We start from the raw sequence: 18,233 nt of genomic DNA on the forward strand, positions 1-18,233 counted from the left end.
CGCGGGGTGGAGCAGCCCGGTAGCTCGTCAGGCTCATAACCTGAAGGCCGCAGGTTCAAATCCTGCCCCCGCAACCACTTCTACCGAACCCGGATCGACACCGACGAGCGCGCCCGCCTGGGCCGTCTCGATCATCGCCGTCAGCGCCCCCTCCAGTTCCAGCAGAACCGCACCGCCTTGCGCCTCGCGAACCGTCACGCGGTCAATGAGGCTCCGGATGATCTCCAGCGCCGGTGTCCGGACCTCGGGATCCTCGAGGCTTGTCGCCAGGGCCGCGACCTTCTTGCGATACAGCTCCGAAAGCTTCGGGTGCAGCCGTACAGGCGACGGCGGCGGCGCCGCGAATGCGCGGTCCAGCTCGGTCTTCCGGGCCTCGAGCGCGGTCAACCGCTCCTTCAGGCCGTCGGTGCGCAGGCCATCCGCAATGGCATCGTAGAGCCCGTCCAGCTTGCGCTCGAGCGCCGCCCGCTCCTTCTCGAGCCCGGCCCGCGCGGCTGTCTCCTTGCCGCGCTCGGAATTGATCCCGGCATTGAAGGCGGCGACGAACTCGGCGACCGCGTCTGGCTGCATCAACCGCTCCTTGAGCAGGTCGAGCACCGCGCGTTCCAGAACCCCGCGCTTGAACGAGCGCCGCTGGTCACAGGTGCCGAGCTTGCGCGCGGCCGAGCAGGCCACATAGTCCTTGCCGACCGCCGCAAAGCCTCCGCCGCAGCTCCCGCAGGTGAGCAGGCCGGACAGCAGGTGGGTCTTGCGCTTGCGTTCCCAGAAGCGGCTTTGCCTGATGCCCTGGACTTGCGCGCTGGCGTCGATCTCGCCCTGGCGCGCCTTCACGCGCGCCCACAGCGCGTCATCGATGATCCGCAGCTCAGGCACCTCGGTGATGATCCATTCGGCTTCCGGGTTGCGCCGCGAGACGCGGCGCCCCGTGGCCGGATCCTTCACATAGCGCAGCCGGTTCCAGACCAGGCGCCCGATATAGAGCTCGTTGTTGAGAAACCCGGTGCCGCGGATGCGGTGGCCCCGGATCGCGGTATCGCGCCAGAGCTTGCCGCGGGGTCCCGGCACGCCTTCGGAGTTCAGCCGACGGGCGATGGCCTTGGGGGACTGCCCCTCGGCGAACATCCGGAATATTCGCTGGATGATCGCCGCTTCGGTGGGATTGATGCAGCGCTCCCCGGTGACCGGCTCTCCGTTCTCTCCGATACGGCGCACCACATCGTAGCCATAGGCATTGCCGCCGCCCGAGCGCCCGGCCTCGACACGGCCGCGCAGGCCCCGGCGCGTCTTGTCCGCGAGGTCCTTCAGAAACAGCTGGTTCATCGTGCCCTTGAGGCCCACGTGCAGCTCGCTGACCTCGCCCTCGGCGAGGGTCACGATCCGGACGCCGTGGAAGCTCAGGCGCTTGAAAAGTGTCGCCACATCGGCCTGGTCGCGGCTCAGGCGGTCAAGGGCTTCCGCCAGCACCACATCGATCCGCCCGCTCTCGGCATGCGACAAGAGGCTCTGGAGCCCGGGCCGCTGCATCGTGGCCCCCGAGATCGCGACATCGCTGAAGGTCTGCACGATGTCCCAGCCCTCGCGCAGCGCCCGCGCTTGGCAGATCCGCACCTGGTCCTCGATCGAGGCGTCGCGCTGCATGCTCGAGGAATACCTCGCGTAGACGGCAGCTCGGGTCATCGCAGGGGCTCCTTCCTGAGGGCATCAAGGGCGCAGGCAAGCCCGCGTCCCGCGGCGATTGTGTCGGCGCGGATATAGTGCCCTTCCGCAACGCGTTCCGTCGAGTGGCCAAGTATCGATTTGATCAGCCGTGCCGAAGAAGGGTCATGGCGCGCGAGGGTCGTTGCGGCGGCATCCCGGAACAGGTGGGGGCTGATCGCGACGCCAAGCAGTTGCCTGGTCCGGTTCTGGATCGCCCGAGTGAATTGGTTGATGCCCAAAGGCAGGCCCTCGCGTCCAAGCCAGACAGCGTCCTGATCGCTCGAGCCGCGCGCAAGGAGCATCGACCGGCCCCAGTGCAAATAGGTTGCGAGCACGTCTCGCAAGACGTCTGGAACGATCGCTTCCCAAGGCTGTCGATTCTTTGTCATTGAACCATCCAGGCAGACGGTCATTTGGTTATCCTCAACAAGCAGAGAGCTTCCGAGCGCCAGCTCGGAGAGGGCGCGCCGCCGCATGGGCATCAGGGCCAGCAGACAGATTATGGCACCATCGCGCAGCCTGACAGCGTCGTCGGGATGGGTTATCGGTCCAGAGTACTCCGCGACAAGGTTTGCACCAGCCTCAAAAAGGACATTGCTCGACCGGATGCGGCCTGACTTGCGCGGCGAGCCGTGGCGTTTGGTGGCGCGATGCAGATCCGCGAGGATGGCCTGGTGCGTTCTCCAGTCATGGTCCTGCGCAACAGAGCGGCATAAGCGAACTACGGTACCGGCATGCCCGAGCTTCGTTGCCGGTGCCAAATGATCCATACTGGAGAGCCAGGAGCGTATCCGCATGGGCGTTGCGCGTTGGGCCGGTGCCAAGACCAGAGCGTCAGGCTCCGCCTGAGCAACCCAGCCGAGCCAGCGGCCATACTGGCGTGCCATCAGGGTCCGGGACGCCTCGCACCAGTGCGCAAGTGCGCCTTGATCTTCAAGCAACCCGCCCTTTGCGAACAGCGCAGTGAAGGCATCGCGGTCGGATGCTGGCCAGTTCCGAAAGCACAGGCTCTGCGTCATCATCCTCCCTCCCGCATCTTGTCGACGACGGAAGCGAATGCCCGCGTCGCACTTATTGTCTCAAGTCCGGAATAGACGGATATCGTCCGGCTCACCGATGAGTGACCGAGCATCTGCCGGGCGACCTCATAGCCGCCCGGATTGGCGTCGAGGTAGATCATCACGGCAAGGTGCCGGAAAAGATGCGCGTTCATCTCGATCCCGATCTCGGTCCTTATGCGCCGTTTGATCCGTTCCGCGAGTGCGTTCGCGCCCACCGGTTTGAGCTGGCGGGACGCCGGGAAGAGGTAGCGGTTATTGGAAGCGCAGAGGTACGGCGCTCGGGCGACCAGATGTTCATCAATCATCGTGACAAGGTGGCGCGGAAGTTCGAACTCGAGCGGCCGATGGTTCTTCACCTCTCCTGCAGGGATCACGAGAAACATCCTGCCTTTTGCCGGGCGCTGCAGGTGGCGATCGATGTCCAGCGTCGAGAGGTTCCCTATCCTCAATGGACAATAAAGGAGTATCCCGATGGCAATCGCATCTTCCTGCGCGCGCAAGGCCTTGGTGCGATACGTGCCGTGGGGACGCGCCATGATCCGCTCGGGCAGGTTCAGCAGTCGGTGGAGCATGCCGGGGTCTCGCAATGCGCGCAAACGGTCACGATTCTTGGCCGTCATGCCGCCAGGATCGTGTACGGCAAGACGGGCTTTGAACCGTGTGAGGACGGTAAGCATCTCTTCCTGCAAGTCGAGGTGCCTGGCGACCGTCAGAAGAAGCCCGGCCGTATCGCTGATCGATTGGCATGTCGCATCGCCATTGCGTTCCAACATGCGACGCAGGCCGAGCTCTACACGCTTTGGCTCGAGCAAGGCTTGCAGGCAAATGATCTCTTCGACCGGAACGCCAGCTGCCGCGACGTGGCTCGCAAAGCGGAGCAACATGTACCGGTAGGTTGCCGCGGATGAGGCGGCAATCGGACGGAGTGCCGTCTCGGGCGCAAGCAGGTCCGGCCGCAGGCGCATGTCAAGGTATCTGTCGACATCGCTGATAAAGCCCGGCGCGTGTTCATCCTCCTGCAGAATGACGCGCTTGGCTGATGACGGAAACGACAACGGCTCGCCCGGCCAGTCCGGCAATCGATCGAGCGCGCGATTCCATCCCGCCACCGCGTCCTTGTAGGCCGCTTGAGGGGCCTTGCTGATCTCATTCAGCTCCACGGCCTCGAGATACAAGAGGGCATGCTCGTTCCGAACATCCTGCGGTGCAACGCCGATCCGGTCGAGAAAATGGATGAAACGCGGCAAGGGACTGAGCAGGCTCTTGTCGCCTGAGGCCTGGACGCGTTCCCAGAGTTTGCGCCACGGCGTCGACAGATCTGAGGTCCGACGTTGGCGCTTGGAGACAATTCCGCAAGCAGCCATGGCATTGCGGGCATTGCTGATGGAGTTCTGCCACGTCTTCCTGGTGATACCCAAAAAGGCCGGTGCGACACGCGCGATGCGCGGTTGCAGCCAGCGCGGATCGGCCGGAACCTGCGCCGGGCTTCGCCCGAGTGCCTCGGCAACCCGGCGCAAACCTGACACGAGATCCTTGCGGCGGACGTTCGAGAGGTCGTCGTTCCTGCCAATCTGATCAATCAGGTCTGCAAAGCTTGGCGTCGAGGGTGCCACGAAGATGCTGTCGAGGGAAATCGCGCCTGGCTGGGTCATCGGGTTGCTCGCTCTTGGGCCGTTCGGGGACTCGGGTGGACTCCTGATGACAGGAGGGTCTGGTCGGGAATACTCTACCCGATAAACAAACTCGGTTCTGCTCGCAGCGTCTTCCCGAGCACTCAGTAAGCTATTGACACTAATGGACAATAATGGCCGCGCGTTACGCCCAGAGGTGGCGGCGGCGATACGCGGTGTGGGCGTCCGGGTGGATGCGGATCAGGCGGCCGCCAGGGCCGACGCGGATCACCTCCAGCAGCCCCGCGGTGATCGCGCGGCGCACGGTCTTCTCGGACACGTTGTCCTCGAGCGCGATGTCCTTCACCGTCTTCAGGCGGACGGGTGGCTCAGTCTTGATCTTGCGGCTGTTCTGCGTCATCGGCCTGCTCCTTGGCGTCGGGGATCTGCGCGCACGCTTCCCGTCCCGCCGCCTCTCCGAGCAGGCGCGCAAGGGCCAGAACAGCCGCATCGATGCTGCTGTCTGCGTCAGGCTTGCTGGACGGGAAGGTGGGAACGCGTGTCATGGTGTGACCATGAGCGCGTGCGCCCCCGCAGGCTAAGTGTAACGATTGCGCGTTTTTGTTTGATCTCTACACTTCGTTGTAAAAGCGATCTCTGCGCTTGAAGTGCTCGAGCTCCTTCCATGCCGTCTCGCTGTTGATCTCGCTTGAAGGATTTGTCACGGCTCGGACGACAGCCTTGGTAAAGGCCATCAGCGGCCCCTTGCGTTCAGACGTGACGCCATCTGTCGTTATCGCAAGCTTGTGCCCGGACCGTGACCAACACGTAAATATCGCGCACAGCACGCCTGAGCGCCGTTCATCCGCATTCCGGCGCCGATCGGGGTTCCCCGTGAAGGAGATGCTCTCGGGCGCTGTCTTGAAACGTCTGTTCAGCACCACCCTGGCTATTTGGGTGTCGAACAAGGCGCTGTCTGATCGCTGGGCGCACCATCGAGACAGCCAGCTCGGATCGTCCTCGTCGAAGACGTGAAGATCCTGCATCGACTGGATCGCTTTCGCCAGATTGCTCTCTGCCCTGCGGAGATGCTTGAGCACTTGGTCGACTTCCTTGGGAGCCCGCTCCATCTGCTTGAGGGTCGTGATCACGCTGCGAGACCGCGTGGCCGGGTCGAGGGCATGGCCGAGGTCTTTCGAGAGGCGCGCGATCTGCGAGGCATCGATATGGAAGATATGGGCCAGTAACCTTTGATGACCCGGGCTGAGCGCGCCGCCGGGTCCGTACTTCTGAACCTTCCAAGGCAGCTTGCCTGCCGTCCTGGTCTTCGCAGGCGCCGCTTGGTCCACGTGCGCGCTGCTATGGTGTTTTTGGGTCTGCTTCATGCCGCACCTGTTCGCATTGTTTGTTCGGCGTAGGCGCTGTCCGAGCACGCCTCGTCGCCGAGGAGGCTGAAGTGTATGGAGCGCCCCCATTTGAGCCAACCCATACACTTGGTACCGAGGAGCCAATCTTCGCATGGTGCCGGTCGGGGTCCGCGTGGTTCATCCGACCGTTCCTCCGCGCGGCGCCCTGACATGGAAAGCGGTCGCCACGGCTCTCTCGCCGGCTCCAAAGAGAGAACTCCGGGGACTACCCCACCCCGCGCCGACGCGGCTCCTTCTGGCCCGGCGCAGAAACGTGACATACGACGCCCACCGGCCGGTGAACCCACACGATGTGGACTGACGGATCGGGGCACCGAAGCCTCAAGCGAGGTGATGTGGTGGTAGGTGAAACGCCTGCGGGGAAGCGGTTGGCCACCGATATAAACGGAACTCGTTCCAGGCATCACGTGGATACGGAGTTGAAGGAACTTCCTCTGCGTGACGTGGGGAAGTAGCGGGGGCCGGATATTGTCAGGTGACATCTCGGGCAGGAAAAATACGGCCAGCGCCAAAGCCTAGATCACCTTGGCCAAACTCGCCCAGACCTCGTCCGCTTGGTCGTCCAAGATTGCCGTCCTGCCATGCGGTGCCTCCGGCCGAAGTGCCTCAAATCCATGAAGACGCACACTAGTTTGGCCAACATGTCGCTCAGTAGCTACACAAGATGGAACCAGGCAGAATCGGGGGCGGATCAGTCGTTTGCAATTGTTTTATGCTCACTCGCAGCATCAGACTCCCGCCTCCTAGATAATCCTTTCACCTCTGTTGTTCAGGTGTCCGGAGGCACCTCTGCCTGCCTACGTCTTCCCGTCGCGACCGCCCAGGGAGGAACAGTGGCTTTAGATCCAGCGGTACCTCAAGGCCTCATTCACTGAAGCTGCTGAAAATGAATGTCGGAGGCAGAGCTTGGCGGCTGATGAGAGTAGGTTCGGGAATGGCCATTCCACTTCGTGAAACGGTCAGTTTGCGAGTCGGGGGTGCGGGGGTGCTAATGCCCGTCAGTAAGCCGAAAAGCGACATGCGCTGGCCGCGATTCTTTCTGCCAACCTGATTGCAGGCCGCACTGGACAGGCGGGATTAGATGGCGCTGCCAAGTGCGCCGGATTTTACCACTATCCAGCACCGCTGGATCATCAGTGTCATCCGCGGGGAAGGAGGACGGCGACGGGCTGCACGAAGCAATCAAGGGAGCGTCCGGTTTCCCAACGCAATTTGGGGAAAGATGATGTAGCGAACGACTTGCTCTGTGCGACCGCCTCGCCACGACCGAGCGCGATGTCGAGCTCTCCCCGAAACGGGATCAAAGACAGAACCGGATGCTGAGACGGCCGCCGTCGCCAGCATCGAATTAGTGTCCTCCTGAATATTGGAATAGTGAAGTGGGTACATTTATATTGGGCGTCCCCGGCCAGGATCTGATGACTTCCCCGAATAACGTGGGGAACTTCTGGGAAAAGTATCCGGATGATCTTGCATTTTTGGTCGATCCCAACTTGCCCGGAGAGAACATTCGGAAACACTTTTGGGAGGCACTCTGATGCCGACGACGTTCAACTGGATCTTTCTCGGCACCGCAGTCGAACTCGATGGGCCGGACGAGACCGACTTTGTTGTCGAAAACGCCGGGGCGATCGTCGGCGACACCTACGGCTCGGTCGGCGACCCGCTCTACGGCCGCATCGCAAGCGCGACCATGATCGACAATGGCGGTGCCCCCAACTTTCTTGACACACGCAACAGCGTCTCGAACGACGAGTTCACGACCGACATCGGCAGCGGGGTGCAGACCTTCATCTTCGATGTCTCAATTCAGTACAATGCGACGATCACCTATGTGAACGGCACCACCACCACCGTGACGGCGGTGCTTGCGCAGTCGACGACGGGCGAGTTGTTCCTTGCGCCCGAGTTCGCCTTGAACGCCGACGTGACGGCCTACGAGGCGTTTCCCATCGTCTCGATCACGCTCGACAGTTTACTTTCCGCCGGCTCCGGCCTGACCACCGACCGCCAGGCGCAGGCCTGGGACGATGGCGTGATCACCGGCACGGGCGGCGATGACCTTATCGATGCGAGCTATGTCGAGCCGATCTCGGAAGGCTCGGACCGGGTGGACAACGGCGATGGCCTGACCGGGGCCGGATTCAACGATGACGTCATCAATGCAGGCGCAGGGAACGACACCGTGCTCGCTGGCGCAGGAGATGACACGGTTCTCGGCGGCGACGGGAATGACTACATTTCCGGGGGCGACGGCAACGACAGTCTGTCTGGAGGGATCGGTAACGACACGATCGATGGAGGAAACAGCAACGACACGATCGATGGTGGAAACGACAACGACACGATCGATGCCGGTGACGGCAATGATGTGATCGTAGCGAGCCAGGGAAGCGACACAGTATCCGGCGGCGCGGGGACTGACACGCTGCAGGCCAATCAGGTGATAACGGGGTCGCTCGACGTTACTGTGGACAACACCGGCTCGGGCACGGCGGTGCAAGACGGAGTCGGCACGGCCACGCTGACCTCGGTCGAAAGCTTTATCGCCAATGAGTTCGTCGGCGAGACGGATAGCATCACGATCACCGACACGGTGGTCGATGGCGCAAAGGTCGATCCCACGGGCACGCTTTTCGATGTTGCCGACGTATCAGGCCTTGACGACAACGCCGTCGGAACTTTCACCCCGGCCAATGGCGACCCGGTCCTCAATTTCGGCCCCCTCCCGGAGGCGCAGCAGCTCTCTGACATCCTCGCCCTTGGACTTTCCGGGCAGATTCAGATTACAGATGGCGACGAGTCCGGCACAGTTGGCGGAATAAGCTTCTCGAACTTCGAGGAGATCAACTTTGGGATCACCTGCTTTGTCCGCGGCACATTGATCAGGACGCGCCGCGGCGAGATACGGATCGAGGATCTTGCCGTCGGCGACGACGTGCTGACTGCCGACGCGGGTGAACAGCCAATCCGCTGGATCGGCAGCCGCAAGCTGGGCGCGCGCGAGATGCAGCTGAACCCGAAGCTGCGGCCGATCCGCATCCGGGCGAATGCGCTGGCCCCCGGCCTGCCCGAACACGACCTCTCGGTCTCGCCGCAACACCGCGTCCTTGTGCGCAGCGTGATCGCCGAACGGATGTTCGGCAGCAGAGAAGTGCTGATCCCCGCCAACAAGCTTCTGGTCCTGCCGGGAATCGAAATCGACGACAGCGCAGCCGAGGTGGAGTATTTCCACATGCTGTTCGACGCCCACCAGATCGTCTGGTCGAACGGTGCCCTGACCGAGAGCCTGTTCACCGGCCCCGAGGCGCTGAAGGGCTTGTCGGTCGAAGCCCGTACAGAGATCACTTTGCTGTTCCCCGCGATCGTGGAACCCCGATTCCTGCCCGAGCCTGCAAGGTTGATCCCGCAGAAGGGCAAGCAGATGAAGGTCTTGGCCGCGCGCATTGCCAAGCACGGAAAGGCGGTGACCGAGATGAGACTCTCGGGATGATGCACGGACCATACCTGGGAAGCGACAACCCGGCCGAGGACCCGCCACTGGCAGCGGGAAAATCCCAAGCCGAGAGGGGCGCCGCGCTGTGGCGGTCGCATCATGCAATCGCTCGATGAAAGCACCAACCGGATCAGAGGAGCAACAGGGCTACGTCATCCACACGAGCCGTCACGCAACAAACTGGATGGCGGAGGAAAAGTTGTCCCTTGCCCTCTCGACCTATGAGCTGGGCAAACTGTTCCTTCTTGGGATCAAGCCGGATGGGAGGCTTTCCGTGTTTGAGCGCAATTTTTCGCGCTGCATGGGACTTGCCAGATCGGATAGCGGTTTCTGGCTGGCTTCCTTGTTTCAGGTTTGGCCTCTGCCTGCCCCTTCCCATGTCTTCGACGCAGGATTGCGCTGCTGAGAATGCATGTCGGAGGCAGAACTTGGCGTCTGATGAAGGCGGATTCCGGCGCGACCATTCCACTTAGTGAAACAGTCAGTTTGCGAGTCGAGGGTGCGTGGGCGCTAATGCCCGTCAATAAGCCGAGATGCGACATGCGCTGGCAGCGATTCTTTCAGCCAACCTGATTGCAGTCCGCGCTGGACCGGCTGGAATAGATGGCGCTGCCAGGTGCGCCGGATTTTGCCATTATCGATGGAGTATCCCATGACTGGCACGACCCTAACCAACGTTACCCTGCGGCTCGACGCGGACACGCTGGCGAAGCTCGAGCGCCGCGTGCGCTTCACCACCGAAGCAGATGTGCAGGCGCTCGTCGCCGACGCGCTAAACGGCTACCTCCGCCTTGGAGTGCTGGCCGCCGACGGCGGCCAGTTCTTCCTCAAGGTTCCGGGCCGCGATGACATGATCAAAATGCATTTTCCCTTCGCCGCGCCGCCCGGGGACGTTGCCGCCGCCGCGCATCAGGAGCAGGCCGGATGAGCAGGTGCCTTAGATATGTCAGTGCCAAAACTTTCAACACCGCTGGCTCATCAATGTCATCCGCGGGGAAGGAGGACGGCGACAGGCTCCATCAAGCAATCAAGGGAGCGACCGGTTTCCCAACGCAATCGGGGGAAAGATGATGTCGCGAACGACTTGCTCTATGCGACAGCCTCGCCACGACCGAGCCCGATGTCGAGCTCTGCCCGAAACGGGATCAAAGACAGAACTGGATGCTGAGACGACCGCCGTCGCCAGCATCGAATTAGTGTCCTCCTGAATATTGGAATAGTGAAATGGGTACATTTATATCGGGCGGTCCTGGCCAGGATCTGATGACTTCCCCGAATAACGTGGGGAACTTCTGGGTAAAGTATCGGGATGATCTTGCATTTTTGGTTGATCCCAACTTGCCTGGAGAGAACATTCTTCAGACTGACACTTACGACGGCTATCTGAGAGGGGCAGACAGCGCAGCGGTCCTGGGCGACGACCTGACTCTATTCACAACCGTTGCTGAAACCACGTTGTTGGTGACGACCGGCGGGGACTATTTCTTTGGCTCTGATCTCGTCGATGACTATGTGGGAATTTGGGTTGATGGCGTTCTTTTAACAAGCACTTCCGGGGCCGGGACCGCTGCCCCACTAACATCAATAAATCTAGGGCCTGGCAACCATACGATTCAAATAGTCTACGCGCAATATGTCGGCCCTTTCGATGGCGGTCCTGTGGGCATCTCTGGGCCAGACTACGTTGGAATCATCAACATCAATGACGCGGATATCCAGGCAGGACGTGAGGCCGATTTCATCGCGGTTGGAGGCGGCGACGATATCGTGTCCTCCGATGAAGGTGACGATACCGTCTTTGGAGAAGGCGGCAACGACACACTCGATGGACAGAGCGGGAATGACTACATTTCCGGGGGCGACGGCAACGACAGTCTCACTGGAGGGCTCGGCAACGACACGATCGATGGAGGAAACGGCGACGACACGATCGATGGTGGAGATGGCAGCGACACGATCGATGGGGGCAACGGGAACGATGTAATCGACGGCGGAGCCGATAACGATACGATCTTGATGAGCCGCGGCAGCGACACGATCGACGGCGGCACGGGCACCGACGTCCTGCAGGCAAACGCGGGACCCGGGGTGTCGTACACCTTCATCGGCACAGAGGCAGGTGACCAGGCTGGCCGATCCGTGTCTTCTGCGGGGGATGTGGATGGTGACGGCCTCGACGATCTGATCATCGGTGCCTGGTATGCCTCCGGGGGCGGGGAGGCCTATCTTCTGTTCGGCGCCGATCTGGCGGCGGCGGATGCAGCGGACGGCAGTGCCGACGGTGTCATCGATCTTGACAATGCCAATGTGGCGACCGGGGGCGGCTTTGCCGGATACCAGTTCATCGGGACCGAGGCGGCTGACGTGGCTGGCCGATCCGTGTCCTCTGCGGGGGATGTGGATGGCGACGGTCTTGCCGATCTGATTATCGGAGCGAACAGCGCAGACGGGGGGGGCGGCAACTCGGGGGAGGCCTATCTTCTGTTCGGATCCGATCTGGCGGTAGCGGATGCGGCGGATGGCAGCACCGACGGCGTCATCGATCTCGACAACGCCAATGTTTCGTCCGGGGGCGGCTTCGCCGGGTACCAGTTCATCGGCACCGAGGGGTCTGACTCGGCTGGCATTTCCGTGTCCTCCGCGGGGGACGTCGATGGCGACGGTTTCGACGATCTGATCATCGGAGCGATCAACGCAGACGGTGGGGGAAGTAACTCAGGTGAAGCCTATCTCCTCTTCGGCGCCGATCTGGCGGCAGCGGATGCGGCGGATGGCAGCACCGACGGCGTCATCGATCTCGACAATGCCAATGCTGCGAGCGGGGGCGGCTTTGCCGGGTACCAGTTCATCGGGACCGAGGGGTCTGACCAAGCTGGCCGATCCGTGTCTTCTGCAGGGGACGTGGATGGCGACGGTATCGCCGATCTTTTCATCGGAGCGACAAGAGCAGACGGGGGGGGAAGCAACTCCGGAGAAGCCTATCTCCTCTTCGGCTCCGATCTGGTGGTGGCGGATGCGGCGGATGGCAGCATCGACGGCGTCATCGATCTCGACAATGCCAATTCCGACCTGACGGATATCGGCCTCACCGGGTACCAGTTCATCGGGACCCAGGCAAATGATTACTCCGGCTGGTCCGTGTCTTCTGCGGGGGATGTGGATGGCGACGGTCTCGGCGATCTTATCATCGGAGCACCCAGTGCGGACGGTGGGGGAAACTACTCCGGGGAAGCGTATGTCCTCTTCGGCGCCGATCTGGCGGTAGCAGATGCGGCGGATGGCAGTGCCGACGGTGTCATCGATTTCGACAATGCCAATGTCGCGACCGGGGGCGGCTTTGCCGGGTACCAGTTCATCGGCACCGAGGCGGGTGACCAAGCTGGCCTGTCCGTATCTTCTGCCGGGGATGTGGACGGCGACGGCCTCGACGATCTGATCATTGGAGCGCCTAGCGCAGATGAGTTCGGGGGTGCGTCCGGGGAGGCCTATCTACTGTTCGGCGCCGATCTTGCGGCAGCGGATGCGGCGGATGGCAGCATCGACGGCGTTATTGATCTCGACAATGCCAATGAAGCGACCGGGGGCGGCTTTGCCGGGTATCAGTTTATCGGTGCCGAGGGGTCTGACGCGGCTGCCACTTCCGTGTCCTCCGCCGGGGATGTGGATGGCGACGGTCTCGACGACCTGATCATCGGGGCGGATGGCGCAGACGGGGGCGGGTCCGGGTCCGGGGAGGCCTACCTCCTGCTCGGCTCCGATCTGGCGGCGGCGGATGCAGCGGATGGCACCGTTGACGGGGTTATCGACCTCGGCTTGACCGCAGGCGTTGGCATCGACAGCGATAACTCCATCACTGTCACCGTGGACAACACCGGCTCGGGCACGGCGGTGCAGACCGACATCGGCACGGCCACGCTCACCTCGGTCGAAAGCTTCATCGCGAACGAAGTTGATGGTGAGACGGATAGCATCACGATCACCGACACGGTGGTCGATGGCGCAAAGGTCGATCCCACGGGCACGCTTTTCGATGTTGCCGACGTATCAGGCCTTGACGACAACGCTGTCGGAACCTTCACCCCGGCCAATGGCGACCCGGTGATCGACTTTGGTCCCTCGGAGGCACAGCAGCTCTCCGACATCCTCGCCCTCAGACTTGCCGGGCAGATTCAGATTGCTGATGGCGACGAGTCCGGCACCGTCGGAGCGATAAGCTTCGAGAACTTCGAGGAGATCAACTTCGGGATCACCTGCTTTGTCCGCGGCACATTGATCAGGACGCGCCGCGGCGAGATACGGATCGAGGATCTTGCCGTCGGCGACAACGTGCTGACTGCCGACGCGGGAGAACAGCCAATCCGCTGGATCGGCAGCCGCAAGCTGGACGCGCGCGCGCTGCAGTCGAATCCGAAGCTGCGCCCGACCCGCATCCGGGCGAATGCGCTGGCCCCCGGCCTGCCCGAACACGACCTCTCGGTCTCGCCGCAGCACCGTGTCCTTGTGCGCAGCGTGATCGCCGAACGGATGTTCGGCAGCAGAGAAGTGCTGATCCCCGCCAACAAGCTTCTGGTCCTGCCAGGAATCGAAATCGACGACAGCGCAGCCGAGGTGGAGTATTTCCACATGCTGTTCGACGCCCACCAGATCGTCTGGTCGAACGGTGCCCTGACCGAGAGCCTGTTCACCGGCCCCGAGGCGCTGAAGGGCCTGTCGGTCGAAGCCCGTACAGAGATCACTTTGCTGTTCCCCGAGATCGTGGAACCCCGATACCGGCCCGAGTCTGCAAGGTTCATCCCGCAGAAGGGCAAGCAGATGAAGGTCCTGGCCGCGCGCATTGCCAAGCACGGAAAGCCGGTGACCGAGATGAGATTCTCGGGATGATGCACGGACCATGCCTGGGAAGCGACAACCCGGCCGAGGACCCGCCACTGGCAGCGAGAAAATCCCAGGCTGAGAGGGGTGCCGCGCTGTGGCGGTCGCATCGTGCAATCGCTCGATGAAAGCACCAACCGGATCAGAGGAGCAACAGGGCTACGTCATCCACACGAGCCGTCACGCAACAAACTGGATGGCGGAGGAAAAGTTGTCCCTTGCCCTCTCGACCTATGAGCTGGGCAAACTGTTCCTTCTTGGGATCAAGCCGGATGGGAGGCTTTCCGTGTTCGAGCGCAACTTTTCGCGCTGCATGGGACTTGCCAGATCCGATAGCGGTTTCTGGCTGGCTTCCTTGTTTCAGGTTTGGCGCTTCGAGCAATTTCTCAATCCCGAAGAGCCAGTTGATGGATACGATGCTCGTTATGTGCCGGTGACGGGTTGGACAACCGGCGACATTGACTTGCATGACATACAGCTGGGCCCCGAAGGTCCAGTGTTTGTTGCGACGCGGTTCAATTGTCTCGCCATGCTGTCGGTGACGGCGAGTTTCAAGCCGATCTGGACTCCCCCCTTTATTGATCGCCTGGCGGCCGAGGATCGCTGTCATCTGAACGGCTTGGCCATGCGCGACGGAGTTCCAGCCTATGCAACTTCTGTGTCGAGAACCAATATTCATGATGGCTGGCGCCAGCATCGTGTAAATGGTGGCGTGGTTCTAGACATTCCAACAGGCGAAGTCGCCTCCGACGGTCTATCGATGCCGCACTCGCCACGTCTGCATCTGGGCAAACTATGGGTCCTTCAATCCGGGAGAGGAGAGTTGGGATACGTCGACGGGGAAACTGGACGCTTCGAGGCCACCTGCTTTCTCCCTGGTTTTGCGCGCGGAATGAGCTTTCACAAGCATTGGGCAATCATCGGGATCTCGCATCCGCGTGGAGGTCAGCGAACGTTCGACGGACTGCCGCTTGCGGAACGCTTAGAGCGTGAAGGAGTCTCCCCTAGTTGCTCGATCTGCGTAGTAAACTTGAACACCGGTGACATCGAGCATCGGATCGACTTCGAGGGCATCGTTCGAGAAATTTACGATGTGGTTGCGTTGCCGGGAATTGTGCGACCCTCGGCGATCGGCTTCAAGACCAATGAGATTCATCACACTGTACGAATTGATACCCAACAGTCTTCTCTTCGCCTCCGCTCACGTGAACCGAGAACGGCGGTGAGAATGGCGGCGACGCTAGCGGCGGGCTGAGCCTTCTGCGGACGCTACCATCGTCACCTATACAGCTTCGTGATTGTAGAGGTGTGGTGTCGTTGCCCTAGGCACACGTTGCGTGCCGACGGGTCTTGCCGTGATGCGCCCGAGCTTTGCTCGCGGCATTCTGGACAGCCCGAAGGCGGATATCTCCGGCTTCGATCAGGGCGACAGGCTGACAATCTCCCGCGATTTCGTCACCTGGACACCCGCAACAACCGCCTGGTTTGAGGGGCGCCATGCGTTGGGGAAGTGCAGCCGCATCAGATAGAGGCCTATCAACGGCGACTGACTCGAGGCCTACCTCCGCTATGTGCTCGTCCCGACGCTGCGCCACGGCGAGGTGGTCCAAATGGACAACCTCTCGAGCCACAAAACGGCCTTCGGTGCAGGAAATAATCGAGGCGGCGGGCGCGCGGCTGATGTTCCGTCTGCCCTACAGTCCCGACTTCAACCCGATAGAAGTGGCTTCCGCCAGGCTGAAGGCGCTGCTCAGAAAGGCAGCCGTCCGGACAGTCGCGGCGCTGTGGGCCACCATCGGCGAGCTGGACACCCGCAAGAACACACCAGATTTCCGCCCTTCGGCCTCTGCAGCGAATGGGGCAATGACGTGCAGCGCCGATCAAGATGATCGGGGTCCTGTTTCGCCAATATTGGAGGTCTGCGGACGGACTCACCCCATGGCGGCCCGCCGCTCGTGGAAGACCAGACGATCGAAGTTGTAGGCGAGATTGGCGAGCGTCAGTTTGGCTTCAGCGCGCGCGAGGCCGATGGTGCGGATGAACAGGCCGAAGCGGTTCTTCTGATGGGCGAAGACATGCTCGACCTGGGCGCGCACGGAAGATTTCCTGAAGTTGGCTTGGGCGGTCGCCTTCGGCATCGGTTTCCCGTGCGGCTTGCGGCGGTGGATGCTGCTGATGAAGCCGTTTTTCACCAGCCATGTCTCGTTGCTTTGCGAGCGATAGGCGCTGTCGGCCCAGACTTCCATCGACGTGTTTTCATCGGACAACAGCTGCCGCAGCATGCGCCCATCCGGGGCCGCCGCGGAGGTCACTGCGCTCTCGCGGATGAAGCCGAAGCGCCGGTCGATGCTGATGTGGGATTTGTAGCCAAAGACAGGCAGCGCGATCTGCGGCAAGGGCTTGCCGTCCGGGCGATAGCGGATCTTGCCGCCGATCTTCAGGGTCCAGCGCGCATTCGTGTCCTTCTGGGCGGCCTTGTTCGGCGCGTCGGGCCAAATCTCCTTGGCCGTCTTCCCCGCCTTGATTGCGTCTTTCTCGCCCTCGGTGTTGCGCTGCTTCGGCGCCGGAACCAGGCTGGCATCCACGATCTGACCGGACATCGGGATGTATCCCTTCTTGTGAAGTTGCCAGTCGAACGCCTTCATCACCCGCTTCAGCGTGCCGGTCTCGGTCAGCCGGTTGCGAAAGTGCCGGATCGTGTTCTCGTCTGGCGTCGGCGCGCCCAGGTCAAAGCCGAGAAACCGCATCCAGGACAGCCGGTCCCGGATCATGAATTCCATCCGCGCGTCCGAAAGGTTGTGCTGTGCCTGCAGGATCAGCGCCTTGAACATCGAGACGGGGTCGAACGGCGGGCGGCCGCCTTTGGAACCGTCGCCGTAACCCAGACCCTCGACCAGCCAGCCCCGGAAATGCTCGAAATCCACCGTCGCATCCAGCACCTCGAGCGGATCGCCATGCCTGGACAAAGCCTCAACCTGTTCCGTCAGACCGAAGAAACTCCGTTGATCCATGCGCCCGCTCCTCAACCAAGCCTGTGGAGCGAATGAATCACGATACCGACAATCCCGCTAGGTTTTTGCGGGTGTCCAGCTCGTCAACTGCTTCACGCAGCAAGAATGCGCGAAATTACTTCGCCACCAGGAGATCGGACGCAGATTGATCGGAAAACGATTTAGTACTTTCCAATACAAAAAAATTTGTTCAAGCCGCAAGCCCCAAAGCTTGCCAATAAATGCTGGCGCGGGCAATTCGTGTATCGCCCCAAGTTAGAAATTCAGCGACAAAGCCATCAACGGTTATGTCGTTCGCTCGCAACGAAAATCTCAAATTCGCAGACTTGTCGCTGTCCAAGCCGCATACTCCAAGAGATACGAGAGGGGGCTGGCCGAAATGATGGCTAAACTCAAAGTATAGCACAACACTACGGTCACCATTTTTGCTCCACATGGGCCCCTTTTCATCAACGTGATTGAACATCTCATCGATGGCATACAACACTCTGTGAGTACCCACGTCGACATAAGTCTGTTGGAATTTCTTGTGTGACGCCAAAATATCCATCGACTGCGTTCTACCTCGCTCTTTTGCGTGGAAATCTTAAAAAGTGAGAGGCAATTGAATGGATCTTACCAGTCCCAATTTTCAAAGCTCAATTATTTCACCCAAACCAATTGCCAACCAGCTAACGCGGATGGGTTGATCCGCCCAATTGATCTTTATCTCAGCCTTGACGCTGAAATCCCGATTAGATACATTTTCAACTGCCTTAATAATGAAGTCAGCATCCCGAACCATTCCGTTCCTCAAGAAAACCGAGACGGCAATCGCTGGAACGTCAACAAATTTCTCGACAAACACAACGGTCAAGTTAAATCCAACATGAATACTGCTCGGTTTGCTCTTACATATCTGCCTGTAGTCGTACTTCACGCTGCCAGCTAAAACTTGCTTGTCTCGCGTTGGGCGAACGACAACCTGGCTTGATTGAAGCAAGCAATGACTAAGGTCCTCACTATTTAGGTGTGAAACCCTTGAAATACTTTCACTCCACCAGAGCTTTCTCATAATG

At 60.9% G+C, this 18,233-nt stretch carries 13 protein-coding genes, 1 tRNA gene and 1 pseudogene; 7 read left to right on the forward strand and 8 right to left on the reverse strand.

Annotated features, from left to right (window positions below; all coding sequences use genetic code 11):
- Window positions 1–77, forward strand: a tRNA-Met gene (locus KTJ87_RS17690).
- On the opposite strand, the gene KTJ87_RS17695 is transcribed toward KTJ87_RS17690, so the two are convergent.
- The 5 genes from KTJ87_RS17695 to KTJ87_RS17715 form a co-directional block, all read right to left on the reverse strand.
- Entirely contained in the window at window positions 34–1,677 is a 1,644-nt protein-coding gene (locus tag KTJ87_RS17695) for a recombinase family protein (RefSeq protein WP_267140510.1), read from the reverse strand. The genes KTJ87_RS17690 and KTJ87_RS17695 overlap by 44 nt on opposite strands.
- A complete protein-coding gene (locus KTJ87_RS17700; protein WP_267140486.1) occupies window positions 1,674–2,717 on the reverse strand; it encodes a site-specific integrase in 1,044 nt (347 codons plus the stop codon). The genes KTJ87_RS17695 and KTJ87_RS17700 overlap by 4 nt, the downstream gene beginning before the upstream one ends.
- Window positions 2,717–4,411, reverse strand: a complete 1,695-nt coding sequence (locus KTJ87_RS17705) for a site-specific integrase (protein ID WP_267140487.1) — start codon at window positions 4,409–4,411, stop codon at window positions 2,717–2,719. The genes KTJ87_RS17700 and KTJ87_RS17705 overlap by 1 nt, the downstream gene beginning before the upstream one ends.
- Before the next feature lie 163 nt (window positions 4,412–4,574).
- A complete protein-coding gene (locus KTJ87_RS17710) occupies window positions 4,575–4,790 on the reverse strand; it encodes a DNA-binding protein (protein WP_267140488.1) in 216 nt (71 codons plus the stop codon).
- A 211-nt stretch (window positions 4,791–5,001) separates the two neighbouring features.
- Window positions 5,002–5,754, reverse strand: coding sequence for a hypothetical protein (locus tag KTJ87_RS17715; RefSeq protein ID WP_267140489.1), 753 nt, complete (start codon window positions 5,752–5,754; stop codon window positions 5,002–5,004).
- A gap of 1,579 nt (window positions 5,755–7,333) precedes the next feature.
- Here KTJ87_RS17715 and KTJ87_RS17720 point away from each other — a divergent pair.
- The 6 genes and pseudogenes from KTJ87_RS17720 to KTJ87_RS17745 all read left to right on the forward strand — a co-directional run.
- Entirely contained in the window at window positions 7,334–9,289 is a 1,956-nt protein-coding gene (locus KTJ87_RS17720; RefSeq protein WP_267140490.1) for a Hint domain-containing protein, read from the forward strand.
- A 115-nt stretch (window positions 9,290–9,404) separates the two neighbouring features.
- Window positions 9,405–9,698, forward strand: coding sequence for a DUF4915 domain-containing protein (locus KTJ87_RS17725; RefSeq protein ID WP_267140491.1), 294 nt, complete (start codon window positions 9,405–9,407; stop codon window positions 9,696–9,698).
- A gap of 246 nt (window positions 9,699–9,944) precedes the next feature.
- Window positions 9,945–10,220: a hypothetical protein gene (locus KTJ87_RS17730; protein ID WP_267140492.1), complete on the forward strand. Its 276-nt coding sequence runs from the start codon at window positions 9,945–9,947 to the stop codon at window positions 10,218–10,220.
- A gap of 335 nt (window positions 10,221–10,555) precedes the next feature.
- Window positions 10,556–14,173, forward strand: coding sequence for a Hint domain-containing protein (locus tag KTJ87_RS17735; RefSeq protein ID WP_267140493.1), 3,618 nt, complete (start codon window positions 10,556–10,558; stop codon window positions 14,171–14,173).
- 88 nt (window positions 14,174–14,261) lie between these two features.
- Complete coding sequence (locus KTJ87_RS17740) at window positions 14,262–15,419, forward strand: TIGR03032 family protein (RefSeq protein ID WP_267140494.1); 1,158 nt, start codon at window positions 14,262–14,264, stop codon at window positions 15,417–15,419.
- 313 nt (window positions 15,420–15,732) lie between these two features.
- Window positions 15,733–15,970, forward strand: a pseudogene (locus tag KTJ87_RS17745) (transposase); the annotation flags it as partial.
- Between the two features lie 125 nt (window positions 15,971–16,095).
- Here KTJ87_RS17745 and KTJ87_RS17750 read toward each other — a convergent pair.
- The 3 genes from KTJ87_RS17750 to KTJ87_RS17760 all read right to left on the reverse strand — a co-directional run bounded on the left by KTJ87_RS17750 (window position 16,096) and on the right by KTJ87_RS17760 (window position 18,229).
- A complete protein-coding gene (locus KTJ87_RS17750; protein WP_267140495.1) occupies window positions 16,096–17,175 on the reverse strand; it encodes an IS5 family transposase in 1,080 nt (359 codons plus the stop codon).
- Between the two features lie 190 nt (window positions 17,176–17,365).
- On the reverse strand, window positions 17,366–17,725 hold the full coding sequence (locus KTJ87_RS17755; RefSeq protein ID WP_267140496.1) for an H-type lectin domain-containing protein: 360 nt from the start codon (window positions 17,723–17,725) through the stop codon (window positions 17,366–17,368).
- An 81-nt stretch (window positions 17,726–17,806) separates the two neighbouring features.
- Complete coding sequence (locus KTJ87_RS17760) at window positions 17,807–18,229, reverse strand: hypothetical protein (RefSeq protein WP_267140497.1); 423 nt, start codon at window positions 18,227–18,229, stop codon at window positions 17,807–17,809.
- Window positions 18,230–18,233 lie beyond the last annotated feature (4 nt).

The organism is Anianabacter salinae (assembly GCF_019061145.1).
GTDB lineage: Bacteria > Pseudomonadota > Alphaproteobacteria > Rhodobacterales > Rhodobacteraceae > Anianibacter > Anianibacter salinarum.